The 18,220-nt window shown below is 67.1% G+C and carries 22 protein-coding genes and 1 tRNA gene; 15 read left to right on the top strand and 8 right to left on the bottom strand.

The features are described 5' to 3' along the window. Window positions 1-34 precede the first annotated feature (34 nt). Both EAF64_RS02955 and EAF64_RS02950 read left to right on the top strand, forming a co-directional pair. The gene (locus tag EAF64_RS02955) at window positions 35-475 is read left to right on the top strand and encodes a phage tail protein (protein WP_129067468.1); all 441 of its coding nucleotides are present in this window, start codon (window positions 35-37) and stop codon (window positions 473-475) included. 39 nt (window positions 476-514) lie between these two features. Then, window positions 515-1,042, top strand: coding sequence for a phage tail protein (locus EAF64_RS02950; RefSeq protein WP_129067467.1), 528 nt, complete (start codon window positions 515-517; stop codon window positions 1,040-1,042). A gap of 15 nt (window positions 1,043-1,057) precedes the next feature. Here EAF64_RS02950 and EAF64_RS02945 read toward each other — a convergent pair whose 3' ends face one another. Genes EAF64_RS02945 through EAF64_RS02935 form a run of 3 tightly spaced genes read right to left on the bottom strand, consistent with a single transcriptional unit; the run spans window position 1,058 to window position 3,166 of the window. After that, window positions 1,058-1,348, bottom strand: a complete 291-nt coding sequence (locus EAF64_RS02945; RefSeq protein ID WP_193767549.1) for a hypothetical protein — start codon at window positions 1,346-1,348, stop codon at window positions 1,058-1,060. 9 nt (window positions 1,349-1,357) lie between these two features. Next, complete coding sequence (locus EAF64_RS02940; protein WP_129067465.1) at window positions 1,358-1,633, bottom strand: winged helix-turn-helix domain-containing protein; 276 nt, start codon at window positions 1,631-1,633, stop codon at window positions 1,358-1,360. A 51-nt stretch (window positions 1,634-1,684) separates the two neighbouring features. Next, complete coding sequence (locus tag EAF64_RS02935) at window positions 1,685-3,166, bottom strand: molybdopterin-dependent oxidoreductase (RefSeq protein ID WP_129067464.1); 1,482 nt, start codon at window positions 3,164-3,166, stop codon at window positions 1,685-1,687. Window positions 3,167-3,353: 187 nt separating this feature from the next. Between EAF64_RS02935 and EAF64_RS21660 the strand changes: the two genes are divergently transcribed. After that, window positions 3,354-3,443, top strand: coding sequence for an HVO_2523 family zinc finger protein (locus tag EAF64_RS21660; RefSeq protein ID WP_325051201.1), 90 nt, complete (start codon window positions 3,354-3,356; stop codon window positions 3,441-3,443). Here the strand turns inward: EAF64_RS21660 and EAF64_RS02930 are convergent. Further along, window positions 3,437-4,105 (bottom strand): TVP38/TMEM64 family protein, encoded by a 669-nt coding sequence (locus EAF64_RS02930; RefSeq protein ID WP_129067463.1) that lies wholly within the window; start codon window positions 4,103-4,105, stop codon window positions 3,437-3,439. The genes EAF64_RS21660 and EAF64_RS02930 overlap by 7 nt on opposite strands. Before the next feature lie 83 nt (window positions 4,106-4,188). On the opposite strand from EAF64_RS02930, the gene EAF64_RS02925 reads away from it, so the two are divergent. Beyond that, window positions 4,189-4,551 carry a DUF5830 family protein gene (locus EAF64_RS02925; RefSeq protein WP_227738867.1) on the top strand — a complete coding sequence of 121 codons (363 nt, stop codon included), beginning with the start codon at window positions 4,189-4,191 and terminating at the stop codon, window positions 4,549-4,551. Here EAF64_RS02925 and EAF64_RS02920 read toward each other — a convergent pair. After that, on the bottom strand, window positions 4,548-5,621 hold the full coding sequence (locus tag EAF64_RS02920; RefSeq protein ID WP_129067462.1) for a DUF7115 domain-containing protein: 1,074 nt from the start codon (window positions 5,619-5,621) through the stop codon (window positions 4,548-4,550). The two genes, EAF64_RS02925 and EAF64_RS02920, sit on opposite strands and share 4 nt — an antisense overlap. Window positions 5,622-5,783: 162 nt before the next feature. Between EAF64_RS02920 and EAF64_RS02915 the strand changes: the two genes are divergently transcribed. Together EAF64_RS02915 and EAF64_RS20660 are read left to right on the top strand one after the other, a co-directional pair. Continuing rightward, window positions 5,784-7,745, top strand: a complete 1,962-nt coding sequence (locus tag EAF64_RS02915) for a hypothetical protein (RefSeq protein ID WP_129067461.1) — start codon at window positions 5,784-5,786, stop codon at window positions 7,743-7,745. A 57-nt stretch (window positions 7,746-7,802) separates the two neighbouring features. After that, window positions 7,803-7,942 (top strand) — tRNA-Met (locus tag EAF64_RS20660). Window positions 7,943-8,357: 415 nt separating this feature from the next. On the opposite strand, the gene EAF64_RS20750 is transcribed toward EAF64_RS20660, so the two are convergent. Further along, window positions 8,358-8,534 (bottom strand): hypothetical protein, encoded by a 177-nt coding sequence (locus tag EAF64_RS20750; protein ID WP_193767579.1) that lies wholly within the window; start codon window positions 8,532-8,534, stop codon window positions 8,358-8,360. A 110-nt stretch (window positions 8,535-8,644) separates the two neighbouring features. On the opposite strand from EAF64_RS20750, the gene EAF64_RS02910 reads away from it, so the two are divergent. The 6 genes from EAF64_RS02910 (at window position 8,645) to EAF64_RS02885 (ending at window position 13,408) form a co-directional block, all read left to right on the top strand. Further along, complete coding sequence (locus tag EAF64_RS02910) at window positions 8,645-9,349, top strand: 5-formyltetrahydrofolate cyclo-ligase (RefSeq protein ID WP_129067460.1); 705 nt, start codon at window positions 8,645-8,647, stop codon at window positions 9,347-9,349. Between the two features lie 98 nt (window positions 9,350-9,447). Continuing rightward, window positions 9,448-11,064 carry a bacterio-opsin activator domain-containing protein gene (locus EAF64_RS02905; RefSeq protein ID WP_129067459.1) on the top strand — a complete coding sequence of 539 codons (1,617 nt, stop codon included), beginning with the start codon at window positions 9,448-9,450 and terminating at the stop codon, window positions 11,062-11,064. Between the two features lie 93 nt (window positions 11,065-11,157). After that, window positions 11,158-12,114 carry a methyl-accepting chemotaxis protein gene (locus EAF64_RS02900; protein WP_129067458.1) on the top strand — a complete coding sequence of 319 codons (957 nt, stop codon included), beginning with the start codon at window positions 11,158-11,160 and terminating at the stop codon, window positions 12,112-12,114. Between the two features lie 44 nt (window positions 12,115-12,158). Beyond that, entirely contained in the window at window positions 12,159-12,590 is a 432-nt protein-coding gene (locus tag EAF64_RS02895; protein ID WP_129067457.1) for a hypothetical protein, read from the top strand. Between the two features lie 36 nt (window positions 12,591-12,626). Then, entirely contained in the window at window positions 12,627-12,890 is a 264-nt protein-coding gene (locus tag EAF64_RS02890; RefSeq protein WP_129067456.1) for a hypothetical protein, read from the top strand. A 257-nt stretch (window positions 12,891-13,147) separates the two neighbouring features. Then, the gene (locus EAF64_RS02885; RefSeq protein ID WP_129067455.1) at window positions 13,148-13,408 is read left to right on the top strand and encodes a hypothetical protein; all 261 of its coding nucleotides are present in this window, start codon (window positions 13,148-13,150) and stop codon (window positions 13,406-13,408) included. A gap of 11 nt (window positions 13,409-13,419) precedes the next feature. Here the strand turns inward: EAF64_RS02885 and EAF64_RS02880 are convergent, their stop codons facing one another. Further along, window positions 13,420-13,965: a CBS domain-containing protein gene (locus EAF64_RS02880; RefSeq protein ID WP_129067454.1), complete on the bottom strand. Its 546-nt coding sequence runs from the start codon at window positions 13,963-13,965 to the stop codon at window positions 13,420-13,422. Window positions 13,966-14,085: 120 nt separating this feature from the next. Between EAF64_RS02880 and EAF64_RS02875 the strand changes: the two genes are divergently transcribed. Together EAF64_RS02875 and EAF64_RS02870 are read left to right on the top strand one after the other, a co-directional pair. Next, entirely contained in the window at window positions 14,086-14,727 is a 642-nt protein-coding gene (locus tag EAF64_RS02875) for a ribonuclease H (protein ID WP_129067453.1), read from the top strand. A 42-nt stretch (window positions 14,728-14,769) separates the two neighbouring features. Continuing rightward, window positions 14,770-15,165, top strand: a complete 396-nt coding sequence (locus EAF64_RS02870; protein WP_129067452.1) for a hypothetical protein — start codon at window positions 14,770-14,772, stop codon at window positions 15,163-15,165. A gap of 146 nt (window positions 15,166-15,311) precedes the next feature. Here EAF64_RS02870 and EAF64_RS02865 read toward each other — a convergent pair whose 3' ends face one another. Beyond that, the gene (locus tag EAF64_RS02865; protein ID WP_129067451.1) at window positions 15,312-17,570 is read right to left on the bottom strand and encodes an NADP-dependent malic enzyme; all 2,259 of its coding nucleotides are present in this window, start codon (window positions 17,568-17,570) and stop codon (window positions 15,312-15,314) included. Window positions 17,571-17,694: 124 nt separating this feature from the next. Between EAF64_RS02865 and EAF64_RS02860 the strand changes: the two genes are divergently transcribed. After that, a complete protein-coding gene (locus tag EAF64_RS02860; protein ID WP_129067450.1) occupies window positions 17,695-18,216 on the top strand; it encodes a COX15/CtaA family protein in 522 nt (173 codons plus the stop codon). Window positions 18,217-18,220 lie beyond the last annotated feature (4 nt).

The following is an 18,220-nucleotide window of genomic DNA, read 5'->3' as shown; positions in this document are numbered from 1 at the left end:
ACGTCGAACTTCGACCGGAGGGCACGGCGTAACCGTGCCGGACAAACACGGTCCCTACCGGAACGTGCGGTTCCTGCTGGAGATCGAGGGGATCGCCAAGGCCGGCTTCGCGAAGTGTCGCCAGCCAGCCAGCAGTACGGACGTGATCGAGTACCGTGAGGGGACCGACCCGCCGACGGTGCGTCAGCTGGCGGGCCTGAACCGCTACGGCCGGGTCGTCCTCCGGAGCGGCGTCACCGACGACTCCATCGAACTGTCAGAGTGGCGGACGCTGGTCGAACAGGGCAAGGTCGACGAAGCGCGCCGGACGGCCGCGGTCGTCGTCCTCGACCGGGAGGGCAACGCCGGCGCGCGCTGGGAACTCCGGGACGTGTGGCCCGCGACCTACCAGGCCCCGCGACTCGACGCCACCGGCGAGGACGTGGCCATCGAATCGCTCGAACTCGTCTGTGAGGGGTTCGAGCGCGTCGCATGACGGTCGCTGGACCGACGCCTGACCTGCGAGGGCCACCCGATGCCTGGTGACGATCCCTACCCTGGCCACCGGTTCGAGGTCGACATCGGGACGGAGACTCGGCTGGGATTCACCGCCGTCCGCGGCCTCTCCGTTCGCGTCGAGGTGGCACCCGACGAGACGGAGTCGGCCCCCGGCGACACCGACGACAGCCCCTGGTGGGACTTCGGCGACTGGTTCGACCAGTATCGCGAGTCGCTGCCCGCGACCGAGCGCCGCCGTACCCAGTCACCCAACCTGCACCTCCGCCGTGGCGTCGGCGACGACACGACGCTGTGGGACTGGGTGCAAGAGTGGGTGGCGGGGACGGCGAAACCGCGGACGGTCCACGTCCTCCTGTGTGACGGGGCCGGTCGGCCGGTCCGGGGCTGGCGGTGTCTTTCGGCGACGCCTGTCGAGTGGACCGGGCCGGAACTCGTCGCCGACCGGTCCGGGGTCGCCACGGAGGAACTCGAACTCGCCCACGAGGGACTGGAAGCCGTGTCGGATCTCTCCGCCTGGGTCGAGGAGGGCGAGGATCAGGAGTAACGACGGCACGCCCCGCTACTGCCAGGTGACGTACGTCAGGACGGCCAGCGCGACGGTCTCCAGCCCGCGCAGGGCGACGGCGAACTGCTGGGCAATCACGTCGTTGGCGTACAGCATGCCCATCGAGAAGAAAAAGTAGATGGCACCGAGGTTCTCGACGAGCATCACGGCCGAGAAGGCCAGCAGGCCCAGCACCAGTGGCGACTTGAACTGGCGGTAGTTGCGTAACCAGACGAAGCCAAGCGCCGCCAGCAACAGCACGTTCAGTGCGGCGAGCCCGCTCGCGATCGTGATCCAGGTACTCATTGCCATAGGTTACTCCACGTGTTCGATGATTTCCTCGAAGGCGTCGCGGTGGTGTTCGAAGCGGTCCGTGAGGAAATACAGCTGGCCGTAGTCGTCACCGCCCGGTTCGACCACGTCGTGGTCTTCGAGCATCTCCAGGTGGTGACGAATGGTGTTGTAGTCCACGTCCAGATGTTCGGCGAGCTGGTTCGCGTTCCGCGGGCGCTCGTCGAGCGTCCGGATGATCCGGGCGCGGTTCTCACCCCCCCGCGTGCCGGCCAGCAGGTACCACAGGGCCTTTTCCATCGACAGTTGGTCGCAGTTCTCACGGTTCCCGTTTATGGATGCTGGTCTCGATCACTGGACGGTCTCGGACACCCAGCCGGTCGCACCGCTCGGGAAGGAGCCACTCTCCTCGCGGGGCTGGAGCCGTCCCTCCCCGTCGGTGGCGCGAACGACCACTTCGTGGGACCCACTCGGCGGATCGTAGCGGTAGCGCCACTGTCGCCAGGCGTCGATTCCCTCCAGGGGCTCCGTGAGTTCGGCCTCGTTCCAGGTCGATCCGCCGTCGGTCGACACCTCCACCTGCTGGATGCCGCGAACCCCGGCGTAGGCGTGGCCGCCGACTTCCTTGCGCCCGTCGTCGAGGTCGTTGAGAGCGTGCAGTTTCGCGACGGTCTCGACGGGGCCGGTTCCGTGCCAGCCCTTCTTCTCCCAGTAGCCCTCGGCGTCCTGGTCGAGAACCTCGATCTCGCCGAGCCACTTGACCTGGATCTCACCCCAGTGGCCCGGGATCAGCGCTCTGACGGGATAGCCGTGGCCACGCGGGAGCGCGTTGCCGTTCATCCCGTATACGAGCAGGCTGTCTTCCAGCGCGTCCATCGGGAACACCTGGTAGTAGTCGTCGGCCGCCCGGAGACGCACGCAGTCACAGTCGCCGTTCGGGCCGGCCCGTGCGACCAGGTCCTGCAACGGCACGCCCGTCCAGAGGGCGGTGTCCATCTTCTTCCCGTTGAGGTCCTCGCCGACACAGCGGATCGTCTCGAAACGGTCGACCGACTCCATCCCCTTCAGCGCCGCGTAATCGAGCGTCACCTTCTCGTCGACCGCACCGGTGATCGTCAGTTCCCACTCGGACTCGTCGACCGTCGGGTTCACGTTGGCGATGTCGACGGTGTAGAAGTTCTCGCTGACCAGTGGTTCCGCACCGTCCATCGAGAAGGACTTCTCGGCGGCGCCCTGGAGGAGTTGCTGCTGTGTCGAGTTCTCCGCGAGCGGTTTGCCACCGAGATCGGGCGTGCGGCGCTGGCCGACGGCGTACCCGGCGAGACCGAACCCGGCCAGTACGACCCCGCTCGAGAGGATCTGCCGGCGGCGCGAGTCGACAGCCTCCGGCATCGGCAGCGACGGAGCGGCGACGAACAGGAGGACGACCACGCCCGCCGGAAGCGCCGCGCCGAGTGCGAGCAACGCCTGACCCGTCGTGACGGCGACGACCGCCCAGGTCCCGGCCGTCGTCGCGACGACCGGGAGCGCCCGGTTGTTGAGCCGCTTGCCGAGGTATCGCGAGCCGACGACCAGCGCGGCGACACCGCCGACGAACAGCGCGACGGCACTCAGAAAGAGCAGCGACTGGCCGAGACTCCCGAGGTTCTCGATGATCGAGTTGGTGACCACTGCGGGGCTCGTCTCGCGGATCCAGTTCGTGACCGGCGTGACGACGAACGACGGGGTGAACCCGGCGGCCGCGTACGAGCCGACGACGGCGGTGATCCCGGCGACCAGACCGACTACCACCGTCGGTAGTGCGTTCGACACCTGCTCACGGAGCCGTGACATACCTATCCGGAGGTGATACCCACGTAAACCGATTGTCCGAACTCCGTTCGGGATGGTTCTAGAATTGGACCGGGATCGACCCGAAGAGTCAAGCCCGCGCTGTCCTCATCCGGCATATATGAGTGAGGAACGCAGTGGCCCTGGCACCGATGGTCGGGAGTCCGATTCGGCTGGCCGCCCCTGTCCGATGTGTGAGCGGCCGATGTACAGTCGCCACTGCAAGTACGTCTGTCCGGAACACGGCGTCGTCTACGACTGTGCGGACACCTTCTACTGAGCGTCGGCGGTGCCAGGGTGTCGCTCCTCGGTGAGATACCGATAGGCCGGCCCGGCGAGCAACAGCGCCGCGAGCGCAACCAGTCCGACGATTACGTCGGGGCCGACGCTCGCCCCGGACACGGTGAGGTCGTGCATCGACCGTCCCGCGAGGATGGCGGCGACGATCCAGGGAATCTCCCCGACGGTCGAGCCCAGGACGTAGTACCGGACCGGCACCCGCGTCAGCCCGGCCGCGTAGGAGACGGCGTCCGAGGGCAGTGGCAGAAGCCGTGCCACGACGACGCTCCGGAACGCGCCGGCAGTCGCGACGAACCGCCCGGCGTGACTCTCGAACCGAGTCGCCAGCCGCCCGCCCACGTCCGTGTAGCGGGCCAGCAGGAAGACCGGCAGGTTGGTCACGGCCGCACCCACCATCGCGATGGGGATGCCAGCGAGGCCGTAGACGTAGCCGACGAGGACGGAACACACCGCGACCGGAAGGAGTGCGAGCGGGCGAAACAGGTACAGGCCCGCCAGCGCGACCGCGAACAGGGCCGGCTGACCGGCGAGGCTCTCGGCCCACCGGAGGATCGCGGTCGGCGACCGACCGGCGACGGCGACGGCCGCCACGGCGGCGAGTATCGACCCGACGAGTAACCGCTGGCGCGTCACGCCTCGCATCTACACAAGAGGCGACGCCCGCGCCGTATACCTCTTGTGGTGGGCTCACAACGCTTAATTCGATAGCCGTCACAGTATCCGGCGTGCAGGACGTGAACCCGGTGGAACTCGGCCTGGAGTTGCTCGCCAGCCTCGAACACGACTCCCTTTCGGTCGCCGCGGCGCTCGACCGGATCGAGACGGTCTCCACCGACCCGAACGTCCAGCGCGAGATCCTGGACACGGCCGTCGCCCGCGGGGTCGTCGAGCGCGAGGACGGTATCGTCCGCCCGACGAGCCACGACTACGTGAGCTTCGAGACGGACGTGATCACGAAAGAGGGCGAGTTCTCCTGCCGACGGTGTGGGGCCGAAATCTCGACGGGTTACTTCATCACGTTCGACGCCGGCGAACACGGCCCGTTCGGGTCCTCGTGCATCCGGAAAGTTACCGGGCGGGAGAGCTAGCGCCCTTCGCGCAGTTCCTCGATCAACTTCTTGATCGTCCGCTGTTGCTGCTCGAGCAACTCGTTGTGGCGTTCGACCGCCGTCGTCAACTCCGCGAGCTGTGACTCCACGGCGTCGAGGTCCCGTTGACTCGCCGCCGCGGACCCCTGGCTCCGGGCTCCCGACTCGGTGGCGCTCGCCCTACTACCGCCGGCGTCGGCGGCCCGTTCCCGTCGTTCGGCCGCTCCCGACGCGGTGTCGTTCTCGCTGTCGCTCCGGGATCGGGACTCGGCACGGGCGGTCGTCTCGGACGAACCGGACGACCCACTGGCCGTGGGGCCGTCGATGCTCGGACTCCGTTCCTCGTCGTCGGAGACCAGTGGGTCGATGCCGCCCCCGATGTCGATGTCGCTGCTGCCCTCGGTGTCCTCGTGCCCTCCCTCTCCGTCCTCTTCGACGCCGATGGTGGCGTTCAACTCGTCCAGACTGCCCACGCCGTAGAAGTCGAAGACGGCGTTCTCGACGACTTGCTGGACCTTGCGGGCCTGCTCGTTGGGTGTCTTGATCCGTTTGGGTCGGCCGTCGATCTCGAGGACGACCTCCGTGGCGACGTTGCCCTGCTCGAAGGAGAGGCCGGTGAGGTCGGAGAAGGGGTACTCCTCGTAATCCTCGGTCCAGACGGCCGAGCCGATGTGGCGGACGACCCGTTCGTCGGTGACGATCAACACGAGTTCGCTGAACCGGAAGGCACCGGCGACCGACTCGTCGGGGTCGGTCACGCCGTCGGCCCGGAGGATACCGGTCAACAGCAGTTCGAGCACCGCCCCGTCGCGGTTGCCCGGGACGCCGAACTTTCGTGTGCCCTCGACGTACTCGAGGACGAACTTCGTCTTGCGGCGCCCTTCCTTCACGTCCAACCACTCCACGTCGTGGGGGAACTCCTGGACTTTCTCGTCGCTCAACAGCCCTTCGGCTCGGTACAGGAGCGTCCGGGTCGGCGTGAGACAGACGACGTCTTCGTCACCGAGGTTGACGCCCAACTCGACGTCCTCGCCCCCGAGCGCGTCCCGGACGAGGTCAGGAATCTCCATGGTCGTTGTGTACTTGCCGGGTGGCTTAAATCCGCGGGTGGTGTGGCCCGCCGGTCTCCGCGTGCGGTACAACCCGCTTACCCCGACCCCGGCGAGATAAGCCCGGCTTGCCGCTGGAATATCCCCCGCGTAACAATTCTCGTCCTCGCCGAGCCATCGGTCGTGTCACGTCTCGCCTCGCCGCTGGTCACCGGCCTGTCGGTCCTCGCACTGTGCACGCTGGGCGTCTCCGCGGCCCTCGCCGTCACCGCCGCGGCTGACGCCCCCCCATCTTTCGCGGTCCAGGAGAACGACACCGGAGCCACCCCCGCGCCGGACTCCGACGCCGACCCGACCCCCGAAGAGCCCGCCGACGACCCTGCGACGGCCGAGGACCCCGCCGACGACACTGCGACGGACCCCGACCCAGCCACACAGGACGCACCCGCGACGGACGCCGGAACGCCCGAACCCGACATCGACCCCGATCAGGAGCCGACGCCCGCCGAGTCGACGCCGGACGAACCGGGAACTCCGGAACCCGACATCGACCCCGATCAGGAGCCGACGCCCGCCGAGTCGACGCCGGACGAACCGGGAACTCCGGAACCCGACATCGACCCGGAGCAGGCAACCCCGTCCGGTTCCGACGGCGAACCCGCGGGGACCGCGGAGACAGACACCCCTGACGCGGACACACCGGAACCCGACGACGACCCGGAGACGGGGACCCCCGACGACGCTACGGTGCCGGAACCGACCGACGGACCCGAGGGGACAGCCGGCGACGAAGACGTGACCGACGACGGCGAGGCGGACGAAGCGGAGACTGAAGACGACGGCGAGGCGGACGAAGCGGAGACTGAAGACGACGGCGAGGCGGACGAAGCGGAGACTGAAGACGACGGCGAGGAGACCGAGGAGGGCGAGACCGGAAGCGGTGGCCAGCCCACGGATGACGGGGGCGAGGGCCAGCCCGTCGACGATGGCGAGGAAGACGACATCGACGACGAGGATCTGCTCGACCGCATCGAGGACGCCCTCGACGACGAGGACGAAACTGACGACGAGGACGAAACTGACGACGAGGACGGGACCGACGACGACTCGACGACGAGCCAGCCAGCCGACGAGACTCCGCAATCGACGCCCGACCGGGGCGCAGACGACTCGCCCGACGGGGCGACTCCGAACACCGACCAGCCCACGCCACAGTCCACGCCGGAAGAGACGGGGACGCCGGTCGACGGAACGGACGCGGAGACACCCGTCGAATCGACGCCGGCCGACACGGGAACGGACACGCAAGCCGAGCCCGAGCCGACGGCGGAGCCGGACGACGGCACACCGGCAGCGGCGACGCCGAGTGGCGGCACGCCAGCACCGGGAGCGACCCCGACCGAACAGGGTACGGCGGGGACGCCGAACACACCGACCGAACAGGGTACGGTCACCGATCCGGACACGCCGGGCGCGCCGGCGACGCCCGATCCGGCCGCGACCGACACCCCCGAGTCAGCGGGAACGTCAGAGTCACGACAGTCTACCGGCTCGGACGGGTCGGACGGCGGTGACGGCGCGAACGAATCGGCCGGCGGTGGTGGCTCCGACGGCGGTAGTGGTGTCGACGTAGCGCCCGACCCGGCCGGCGGTTCGGGCGCTGACGCCGACGGTGGAAACGACGCTGGCGGTGACGACGCCGTGAACGAGGACGACGACGAAGAGGCCGAGAACGACGGTGGTGAGGACGACGACGAAGAGGCCGAGAACGACGGTGGTGAGGACGACGACGAAGAGGCCGAGAACGACGGTGGTGGCGACGCCGCCGGTGGGGACGGTGGTATTCCCGACCTGAACGATGTGGAGGGGGGAATCTCAGGGCCCGTGCAGTCGCCGCCGGAGCGGCCGACGACGACTACGCCACCGGCGACCACGACCGACCGGACGCGAGTCGAGGTGGCGACGACGGTGGCGCCGGACGGAGCGGCGGCTATCGGCACGGAGAACCGGACGGTGGCGACGCCCACTGGAACCGTCGTCGGTCCGCGCGTCACCGAGGCCGAAGGTGTGGGCTTCGGGGTGGTCGTCGGGCTCGTCGCGCTGGCGATCGTCGTGTGTGGGATTCGCTTGCAGCGGCGGGGATAGCCGCCGGAGATGGGAAGGTTAAAGACGACCACTCGTTTAGGACCGGGTGCACACTGAGCCCGGGTGGCTTAGCTGGACATAGCGCCGCACTCATAGGGTTTCGAGACTCGTGCGCGGCGTCGCTCCCGGTCCCTGAGGCCCGTCAGCCTCGAACCTGGGACATGCGGAGATCGAGGGTTCGGAGCCCTCCCCGGGCATTTCCTTCCGTCGCGAACCTCGTGTGAGCGACTGCTCAGAACACCTCGGTGGTGGGCGGAGAACCCGGTAGGTCCTGCGCGAACGCAGTGAGCGCAGGGCAGGGAAGGCCCGCGGTCTTCCCGTGGTTCGGAGCCCTCCCCGGGCATTTCCTTCCGTCGCGAACCTCGTGTGAGCGACTGCTCAGAACACCTCGGTGGTGGGCGGAGAACCCGGTAGGTCCTGCGCGAACGCAGTGAGCGCAGGGCAGGGAAGGCCCGCGGTCTTCCCGTGGTTCGGAGCCCTCCCCGGGCATTTCCTTCCGTCGCGAACCTCGTGTGAGCGACTGCTCAGACCGACCCGGCGGTGGGCGGGGAACCTGGGGGAGACGAGTGCCGTGGCTGGTCGGCGGTCGGACGACACTCCCAGAGCGGGCGGCTACCGCTGTACGTCGCTGACGTAGTCGGTCGCGATCCAGGCGTCGGTGTTGCCCGCTTCGGTGAACACCGTCCGGTCCGACGAGCCCTCGACCGTCCGCACCGCCGGTGGTCCGTGTGTCTCGGTCCTGGAATCGCTCGCTCCCTCGCCCCCACCAGTCTTGTCAACGCTGCTCATACACCCGAGTGGAGAGACTGGGGGGTAGCCGTTGTGCGAACATTTTGTGGCTGTTTAAGACACCGGCGTCGTCCTGAAGGCTGATGACGGTGGCACCGCTGGGTTCGGGTATGGGCAAAGAAACCCTCCGCGAGCGCGTCTGGGACGACCTCGAGGAGAGTGGCGAAGCACGGTTTCCGTTCCCGCCACACGGGCGCATCCCCAACTTCGCGGGTGCGGACGACGCCGCCGAGCGGCTGACCGACACCAGGGTGTGGCGCGACGCCGAGGTGATCAAGGCGAATCCAGACGCGCCACAGCTTCCGGTCCGGCGTGCGGCCCTGCGACAGGGGAAGACGGTCTACATGGCCGTGCCGCGACTCCGCGACGAAGAGTGTTTCCTGCGGCTCGATCCCGCGGAAGTCGAGGACATCGACCACGCGACGACGGTCGGTGGCTCCGCCGAAGTCGGCGTACAGGTGGGTCCCGACGCGATGGCGCCCGTCGATCTGATCGTCTCGGGGAGCGTCGCCGTCACTGCCGACGGCGCTCGGGTGGGAAAAGGCGAGGGGTACAGCGATCTGGAGTTCGCGGTGCTGCGGGAACTGGGGCTGGTCGACGGTGCGACGCCGGTCGCGACGACCGTCCACGAGCGACAGGTGGTCGAGACGGACGTGCCGACGGGGCACCACGACGTACCGGTCGATCTGGTCGTGACGCCCGAGCGGACCCACCGGACCGAGGGTAGCGAGAAGCCGGCGGGCGTCGACTGGACGCTGCTCACGGCGGAGCGCCGGGCCGAGATTCCGGTGCTCTCACGGGTCGCGCCCGAGTGACGCCGCCGTTCGGTGAGCCCCCGTGTGACGGTTTTCGGGGGTCGACGGCGACCGGCCGAGGGGGATTTTTATGCGTCTGCGGCACCGAAAGGGACTGAATGGAAGTCACCGAATCGATAGCCAGAGCAGCCCTCGATACGCTGTCGAGTCAGATCGCTGTGCTGGACGAGGAGGGACACATTCTGTTCACCAACAGTTCCTGGGGGGCTTCGGGTGACGGGACCGCCGGTGCCGAAGCGGACGCGGAGGGGTTCAACTACTTCGATTCGGTCGATCCGACCGAGGACGACTACGCCATCGAGGCGGTCCGGGGGATCAGGCAGGTTCTCGACGGCGAGTGCGAGGAGTTCACGCTCGAATATCCCTGTCACACGCCCGAGGGACAGAGTTGGTTCCTGATGCGTGCCACGCCGTTCACCATCGGTGACGGCAACTTCGCGACCGTCGCACACATCGACATCACGGACCGACGGCTCGCCGAACTGGAGGCCCAGGACAACGCCCGCCAGGCCCAGCAGGAGCGTCAGAACCTCGAACACCTCGTCGACCGAATCAACGGCCTCGTCCAGGACATCACCCAGTTGCTCGTCGAATCGGTCTCCAGGGACGAGATCGAACACGGCGTCTGTGAGCGCCTGGCCGACACCGATCCCTATCTGTTCGCCTGGATCGGGAGCGCCGGCATCTCCGAGGAACGACTCCGCGTCCGGGCAGCCGCGGGACCGGCCGACGTGGATCTCGACGACGAGACGGTCGCGCTGGAGGCCGACGCACCGACGCCGAGCGCGCGGGCGTTCGCGACCGGGAGCGGACAGATCGTCTCGACGGTCGACGGCGGTTCGGCCGTCGGGCGGCGCTACGGGGACGCGGGCATCGAGGCGGTCATCTCGGTCCCGATCGGCAACCGCGAGAGCGAGTACGGCGTCCTCACCGTCTGTGCGGGCAACCCCGACGCCTTCGACGAGCGCGAGCAGATCGTCCTGGAGGCGCTCGGGCGGGCCACCGCCAACGCCATCGACGCCCTGGAGAGCAAGCGCACGCTCACGGCCGACCGGATCGTCGAGATGGAGTTCACCGTCGACGATTCGACGCTCCTGCTCAACGCGGCCTCGACCGAACTCGACTGTCGGTTCTCCTACTCCGGGTCGGTCTACGGCTCGAACGGCGCGCTCCGCGAGTTCTACACCGTCGAAGGCTGTGACCCCGAAGTGGTCCGCTCGTTCGCGACCGAGCAGGAGGCCGTTTCCGACGTGACGGTGCTGGCCGATCACGACGACGGCTGTCTCCTGCAACTGACGATCTCCGGCTCGCTCGTCGAACTCCTCGTCGACAGGGGCGCAGTCACGAAAGAGATCACCAGTGAGGACGGCGAGATGGCCTTCACCGTCGAACTGTCCCGGGAGGCCGACGCCCGGGCGCTCTTCGAACTCGTCGCGGACCGGTACGAGGGCACCGAACTCGCCGGCTACCACGAACACGAACGCCCCGTCCAGACCCGTCAGGAGTTCCGCGCCGGGCTCGAAGAGCGGCTGACGGACCGACAGCTGACCGCGCTCCGGACGGCGTATTACAGCGGCTTCTTCGACTGGCCGCGTGCCGTCGACGGCGACGAACTCGCCGCGATGATGGACATCTCCCGCTCTACCTTCCACCAGCACCTCCGGGTGGCAGAGCGGAAACTGCTCGACTCCTTCTTCGAGCGCGACCGGCAGTAGCGCGGGACCTGTAAAACGGGCTAACATTCGATTATCAATGCTGACAGCCGGACAGTCACCGTTTTGTTGCAAGTTCCCTTCCATCCGTCAACAATGTCCCGTGACGGCGGTCTCGAAGAAGACATTCAAGACGATATCGAACAGGATATCGACCGTAACGCGGGCTACGACCACGACGCGGCCAGCGAGATCCGGACGTCGATCGCCGAACTGGAGGATTCGTCGGTCGAGATCGCCGAACGGACCCGGGAGATCTCGGCGCTGGCTCGCGAACAACACCAGGGCATGTCCGAAGTGGCAAACGAGGTGTCGACGCTGTCGGCCTCGGTCGAGGAGATCGCCTCGTCGGCCGAGGAGGTCGCTGCCGCCAGCGAAGAGGCCCGGGACCTCGCCGACGAGGGGCAGGACTCGGCGGAGGAGGTCGTCGATGCGATGGAGGAGATCCAGGCGGCGGCCGACAGCGTCGCCGAGGACGTGCGGACGATCCAGTCGAGTGTCCAAGAGATCGACGAGATCGTCGAGATAATCAACGATATCGCCGACCAGACGAACATCCTCGCGCTGAACGCCTCCATCGAGGCCGCCCGTGCCGGCCAGGCTGGCGAGGGCTTCGCGGTCGTCGCGGACGAGATCAAGGACCTCGCTGGCGAGTCACAGACCCAGGCCGGCGAGATCGAGGCCATGATCGAGGAGATCCAAGAGAACACGGAACAGGCCGTCGGCAGCCTCGAGCAGAACAACGAGCGCATCGAGGGGGGAATCGAGTCCGTCGACGACGCCATGGACACGCTCGAAGAGATCAGCGAGACCGTCCGAGAAGTCAACAACGGAATCGAAGAGGTCGCCACCGCGACCGACGAGCAGGCCGCCTCGACCGAGGAAGTCGCCAGCATGATCGACGAATCGACCGAGAACGCCGCCGACATCGTCGACTCAGTCGACGAGATCAGCACCGAACTCGACGACCAGACCGACGAAGTGGGCGATATCAACCAGGCGATCGACGACCTCATCGCGGACGTGCAGCACCAGAGCGTGGCAGGCGACTGAGCGGGGACGGGAACCCTCAATACTGTGGGCCGACATCCACCTCTATGACTGGATCTCCCGATCCGACGGCGATCCGTTCGATCGCGGTCGCCGCCGAGGACGTAGTCACCGCACTGGAGGCGGTCCGGCGGAGCGGGCAGGACCCCGTCCTGCGAGTAACCCCGCCGTTTAGCGGGCGGATGCGCGCCCGGATCCATCGCGACAGCACGACCGAGTACGACGACGAACCGGCACCGATACACGTCGCTCCCGACGCTCTCGTGACCGACGCCGCGCCGTCGTATCCGACGCCCGCCGAGACCGAAGACGCCCTTCGCGGGGACCCCACCGTCGAGTACACGCGCGAACGCCACCGCGACCGGCACACCGAGGCCGTCGCGGCCTGGCGCGACGCCGTCACCGATCAGTTCGTCGACGCCGTCACGCTGGACACGCCGGCCGGCCCCCACGAAGTCTCCGTCACCGTACTGGGGTGACGCCACCGTTTTGCCCGACCGCGTCGAACTATCAGTATGTCCGACGACACCGCCCGCCCATCCATCCTGAGCCACGGCGAACGCGAGATCGCCGCGATGCTGGACGACCACTCCGTCGAGGAGATCGCCGCGACACGAGAGGAGTCCATCGAGTCCGTCGAGAAGGCCATCGACCGCATCGAGTCCAAGACCGACCGCGCGCTCGCGACGCTCCTGGTCTCCCCGTTCACCGACCGTGCCGCCGCCGACCTCGACTCCACGACCCGAGAACGGTTGCTGACCGAACTCGACACGTGCTAACAGCCACCACGTGTATGGTAATCAATCTCTTACACTGGCCGCTCGGTCCACTCTTTCCGGGCAGACGAGTGCGGAATAATAGCCGACTGTAATTCGACGTTACGACCTTAGATGCGGGAATAAAATTTATCGAGCGTTCTGCGCGTGTTGTGAAATGTCCGTACGCTGCTGGTAGTCAGATGAAATGAATCGAAACGGGCCGAAGGCTCGGCCGGTTATAAGGGGTCGGCTATCGAAGGCATTGATAGAACGATACGATGGCATCGTCAAGTCCCTCCAGTAACGAACGACGGCTGTTCCCGCCAGTGAGCGACCTCCGCCCTGCACTGGCGCAGTACGGGACCGGTCTGAAAGCCGGTGTGACCGGTCTCGCCTTCTGGTCCGCGATCGTCCTGCCCTTCCTCTACCTCCCGCTGCTGGCCTACGGTCTCCGGAGTAGCTCGATCGTCGGTGCGTTCGTCGGCCTGCTCGCTCTGAACGTTGTCGCGGCGGTCATCGGTCACCGCTACCACGACTGACGCCGCCCGCCTTACCCCGCCGTCTCCAGTCGCTCGTCGCGGAGCGCCCGCAGTGTGTCCTGCCGGGCGATGATGCCGACGACGCGGCCGTCGCCGGACTGCGTCCGGCTGTCGGAGGCGCTTCGCGCCTCGCTGTCCTCGACGACCGGCAAGCGGTTGATGTCCCGCTCGCGGTCGGCCAGCAGATCGAGCACGCGGTCGATGTCGTCGTCCGGGGCGACCGTCACCACGTCGGCGGTCATCACGTCGCTGATCGACTTCCCGGAGTTGCGAACCATGTCCAGCCCCACGTCCAGGTTGTCCCACGAGAGGTCGATGCCGTAGGTCAGACTCTCCAGGAACGGGGGAAAGCCGACGGGGATCCACAGCGTCCGGTCGGAGGGCTGGAACAGATCGACCAGGTCGCCCTGCGTGACGATGCCGACGAGTTCGTCGCCGTCGGTGACGGGGTAGCCGTTGAACTTCGCCTGAGCCAGTCTCGTGAGGACTTCGGCCACGTCGTCGTCGGGTGCGACCGTCTCCACGTCGGTCGTCATGATGTCGCGAGCGGTGAGCATGCCCGGGGGGACGACCGGCCCGGCCGTAGTCCTTCCGGTGGCTGAATCCCTCCGCAGGCGTCCAGTCGTCACCCTCGAGAGGCCCATATATTTAAATTGTCCCGTGTCCATAGTGGAGATATGGCCGCTTACGGCCGGCCGTCCCTTCGGGACCTGTTCGACGAGTCGCCGACGCCACACATTGCACACCCTCCCCGCACCCACCACCGGGACTTCTATCTCGCCACAGACGGCTCCTACAGAGGCCGGAGTGGCGCGGTCGGGGGCGGGGACGACCCCGACGGCGGTCTCGGCGTGGTCATCGAGACACGCGACGGGGAGCGTGTGGCGCGGCTCTCGGTCGCCGACAGTGCCCCAGACAACAACGTCGCCGAGTACCGTGCACTCCACCTCGGGCTGGACGTCCTCGCGGCGCGAGCGCCCGACGACGCTCGCATCGGCGTCCTGATCGATCACGACGACCTGGCGGGCAACGTCAACCAGGCCGTCATCGACTCCCGCGGTGCCGACTGGAATCCCGCCGTCTCCGTGCCGGCGGCCACGAACCTCCACTGGCGGGGTATCCGCGCCCGGATCAACGGGTTCGACGAGATCCGGGCCGCTCGCATCTCCAGCGACGTGAATCCGGCCCATCCGCTGGCGAACGCGCCCGACCAGTACGCCCACGTCAACCACGAACCCGACCGGTGTGTCATCCCCGAGGACCCGACCGAGAAGCAGGTGCCGCCGCCCTCCCGGTCGGATCGCGGTGCCAGCGATTGACGCGACAAGATTTATTATGCTGGCAGTTGCCACGATGTGTCAATGGGGAGTGACGGGGGGTTCTGGGAGCCGGTCGCGTCAGTCGCACACGCGGGCGTGCTGACACTCGCACTGACGATCTACGTCGTCGTCGAGTTGTGGGGTGGTCCGTTTCCGGACGGGCCCTTGCTCGCGTCGCTCGTCGCGCTCGTCGTCGGCGTCGCCGTCGGCGCGGCCTACGCCTACGTCGACACCGCACTGCTGGCGACGGACCCGCTCGACGAGTACGTCTTCCTGGTGACGTTGCTGGCCGTGGGGCTGGCCGTCGCCGGATTTCTCTCGCCCGTCGGCGTTCCCGGAGCCGTCTCCGTCGTCGTCATCGCCTTCCTCTGGTCGGGCGTGATCGCCGAGTTCTACTTCGAGACCGGGAAGCGCATGTCGTCGCTGGGGACGGAGTGAGTTTCGAAGTTCGAGGTCGGCTGCTAGCATCCGCGCGCCCCCGGCGCGCGGTTCCCTCGGGGCGAACGAAGTGAGCGCCGAGCCTTTTTTCGCCCACGTTTTTGCGAGCCGGGTTCGCGGAGCGCACCCGGCGAAGTAAAAGGTGGTTAGTAGTCGTTCTGTTGCGCGTCCACCACTGCCACACTCGCGAGGTTCACGATGTCCTTCACTTCGTCGCCGCGCTGGAGGACGTGGACGGGCTTGTCCATGCCGACGAGCATCGGGCCGATTGCCTCCGCGCCGCCGAGCCGCTGGAGGAGTTTGTAGCCGATGTTGCCCGCTTCGAGGTTCGGGAACACGAGGATGTTCGCGGGCTCGTCGAGGTCGGAGAACTCGTAGGTGCCGTTGAGGATGTCCTCGACGACGGCGGTGTCGGCCTGCATCTCCCCGTCGACGGGGAAGTCGACCTGCGGGTCGTCACGCAGGAGGTCGGCGGCCCTCCGGGGCTTGCGCGTGCCCTGGTTGTCGACGCTCCCGAAGTTCGAGTACGACAGCATGGCCGCGCGAGGTTCGATATTGAACCGGCGGGCCAGCTCGGCGGTGTGGCAGGTCACTTCCGAGAGGACCTCGGCGTCGGGGTTCTGGTTGACGGTGGTGTCGACGCAGAACACGACGCGGTTCTTGAACGTGAGCATGTAGACGCCCGCGGCGTAGTTGGCGTCCTCGGCGGTGCCGACGATCTGCAGCGGCGGTTTCAGGGCCGAGGGGTAGTTGTGCATCAGCCCGGTCAGCATGGCGTCGGCGTCGCCCATCTCGACCATGACGCTCCCGAGGTAGTTGCCGTCCTGGACGAGTTCGCCGGCTTCGCGGCGAGTGATGCCCTTGCGCTGGCGGAGTTCGTACAGCCGCTCGGCGTAGGGTTCGAGACTCCCCTCGCCGGGGTCGACGATCTCGGGGTCGAAATCGAGCGCCAGCGTCTCCATGATCGCCCAGATGCGTTCGCGGTCGCCGATCAGGATGGGATCGGCGATCCCTTGATCGTCCATCTGGTAGGCCGCACGGATCATCTTCTCGTCGTCGCCTTCCGCGAGGACGACCCGCTTGGGCTCGTTTTTGGCCTTGTTGAGGACGACCCGCATCATCTCGCGGGATTTCCCGAGCCGGGCTTCCAGTTGCTCGACATACTCCTCGTGGTCGAGGTCGACGCGAGCGGCCCCGCTCTCCATGGCAGCTTCAGCGACGGCCGGTGCGACCTCGAAGAGGACGCGGGGGTCGAGCGGTTTCGGGATGACGTACTCCGGACCGTACTTGAGGGGCTGGTCGCCGTAGGCTTTGACCACGGCGTCGGGCACGTCCTGTCGGGCCAACTCGGCCAGTGCCTCGGCGGCGGCGCGTTTCATCTCCTCGTTGATCTCGGTGGCGCGCACGTCCAGCGCACCGCGGAAGATGAAGGGGAAGCCCAGCACGTTGTTGACCTGGTTGGGGTAATCGGAGCGACCCGTGGCCATGATGACGGTGTCGTCGCGAGCCTGTTTGGCGTCCTCGTAGGCGATCTCCGGGTCGGGGTTGGCCATCGCGAAGATGATCGGATCGCTCGCCATCGACCGGACCATCTCCTCGGAGACGATGCCGCCGACCGAGAGCCCGACGAACACGTCGGCGTCGACCATCGCGTCCGCGAGGTCGCCCTCGGGCACGTCGCGGGCGAACTCCTTTTTGAAGTCGTTGACGTCGTCGTTCTCGGCGCGGGCCTGGGTGATGATCCCCGAGGAGTCACACATGGTGATGTTCTCCCGTTTCGCGCCCAGCGAGACGTAGAAGCGAGCGGTTGCGATGGCGCTCGCGCCGGCACCGGAGAAGACGATGTCGAGTTCGGAGAGGTCCTTGCCGGCGATGTCGACGGCGTTGAGCAGCGCGGCCCCGGAGATGATGGCGGTCCCGTGCTGGTCGTCGTGGAAGATGGGAATGTCCATCTCCTCTCGCAACCGGCCCTCGACCTCGAAACATTCGGGCGCTTTGATGTCTTCGAGGTTGATCCCGCCGAAGGTCGGCTCCATCGAACTGATCGAGCGGATCATCTCCTCGGTGTCGGCGTCCTCGAGTTCGATGTCGAAGACGTCGATGTCGGCGAAGCGCTTGAACAGGACGCCTTTCCCCTCCATCACAGGCTTGGAGGCCTGTGCGCCGATGTCGCCCAGGCCGAGCACCGCGGTGCCGTCGGAGACGACGCCGACGAGGTTCCCCTTGGCCGTGTAAGTAAACGCGTCGTTGGGGTTGTCCCGGATCGCACGGCAGGGGGCGGCGACGCCCGGCGAGTAGGCGAGGCTCAGATCACGCTGGGTGTTGGTTGGCTTCGTCGTCGAAATCTCGATCTTCCCCGGGGGGTCCTCCCGGTGATAGTCGAGCGAATCCTCGTCTAGTCCCATGCACTATGGGGACCTTGCCAGCGTAAAAAGGTAACCGAAAATAATGTTCGACGTTCGTCGATCCGGTTCCGGGCCGTGGGAACGAAAGGCGGAACATAAGTAGATGCGAGCCTGAGCGTCGACTATGCGACTGGGCTTTCGCCACCTCGCCGCGACGACGATGGGCATGACGTTCTCGCTCATCCTGCTCGGCGTGTACACCGGTGCCATCGGTGCGGGACTGTCCTGCGCGGCGCGCTGGCCGCTCTGTAACGGAGCCGTGTTCGGCCTGTTCCCGGCAGACTGGCCGAGCTTCGTCGAGTGGTTCCATCGTTTCGTCGCGATGATCACTGGCTTCATGATCATCGGAACGACCTACGCCGCCTGGAAACGCCAGCCACGGACCGACATCCGCTGGGCTTCGACCGTCGCCCTCGTTGTCCTGCCCGTGCAGGTCCTGCTCGGCGCGAACACGATCTGGTTCTACGGACCGGTCGCGCAGGTCCTCCACCACACCGCCGCGCTGACAATCTTCGCGGCCATGACCGCGACGACCGCCTGGGCGTTCCAGAGCGCCACCACCGCGACCGAGGCCGCGACCGACGCGGACACCGACGCCGGCGCAGACGCCAGCGCCGACGGCTCGTCCGGCCCGGTCCGGCTCTGAGATC

The sequence above is a fragment of the Halorientalis pallida genome (assembly GCF_004118325.1).
Lineage (GTDB): Archaea > Halobacteriota > Halobacteria > Halobacteriales > Haloarculaceae > Halorientalis > Halorientalis pallida.
Note: the sequence above shows the minus strand (reverse complement) of the source record. Positions and strands in the feature narration are given on the sequence as shown.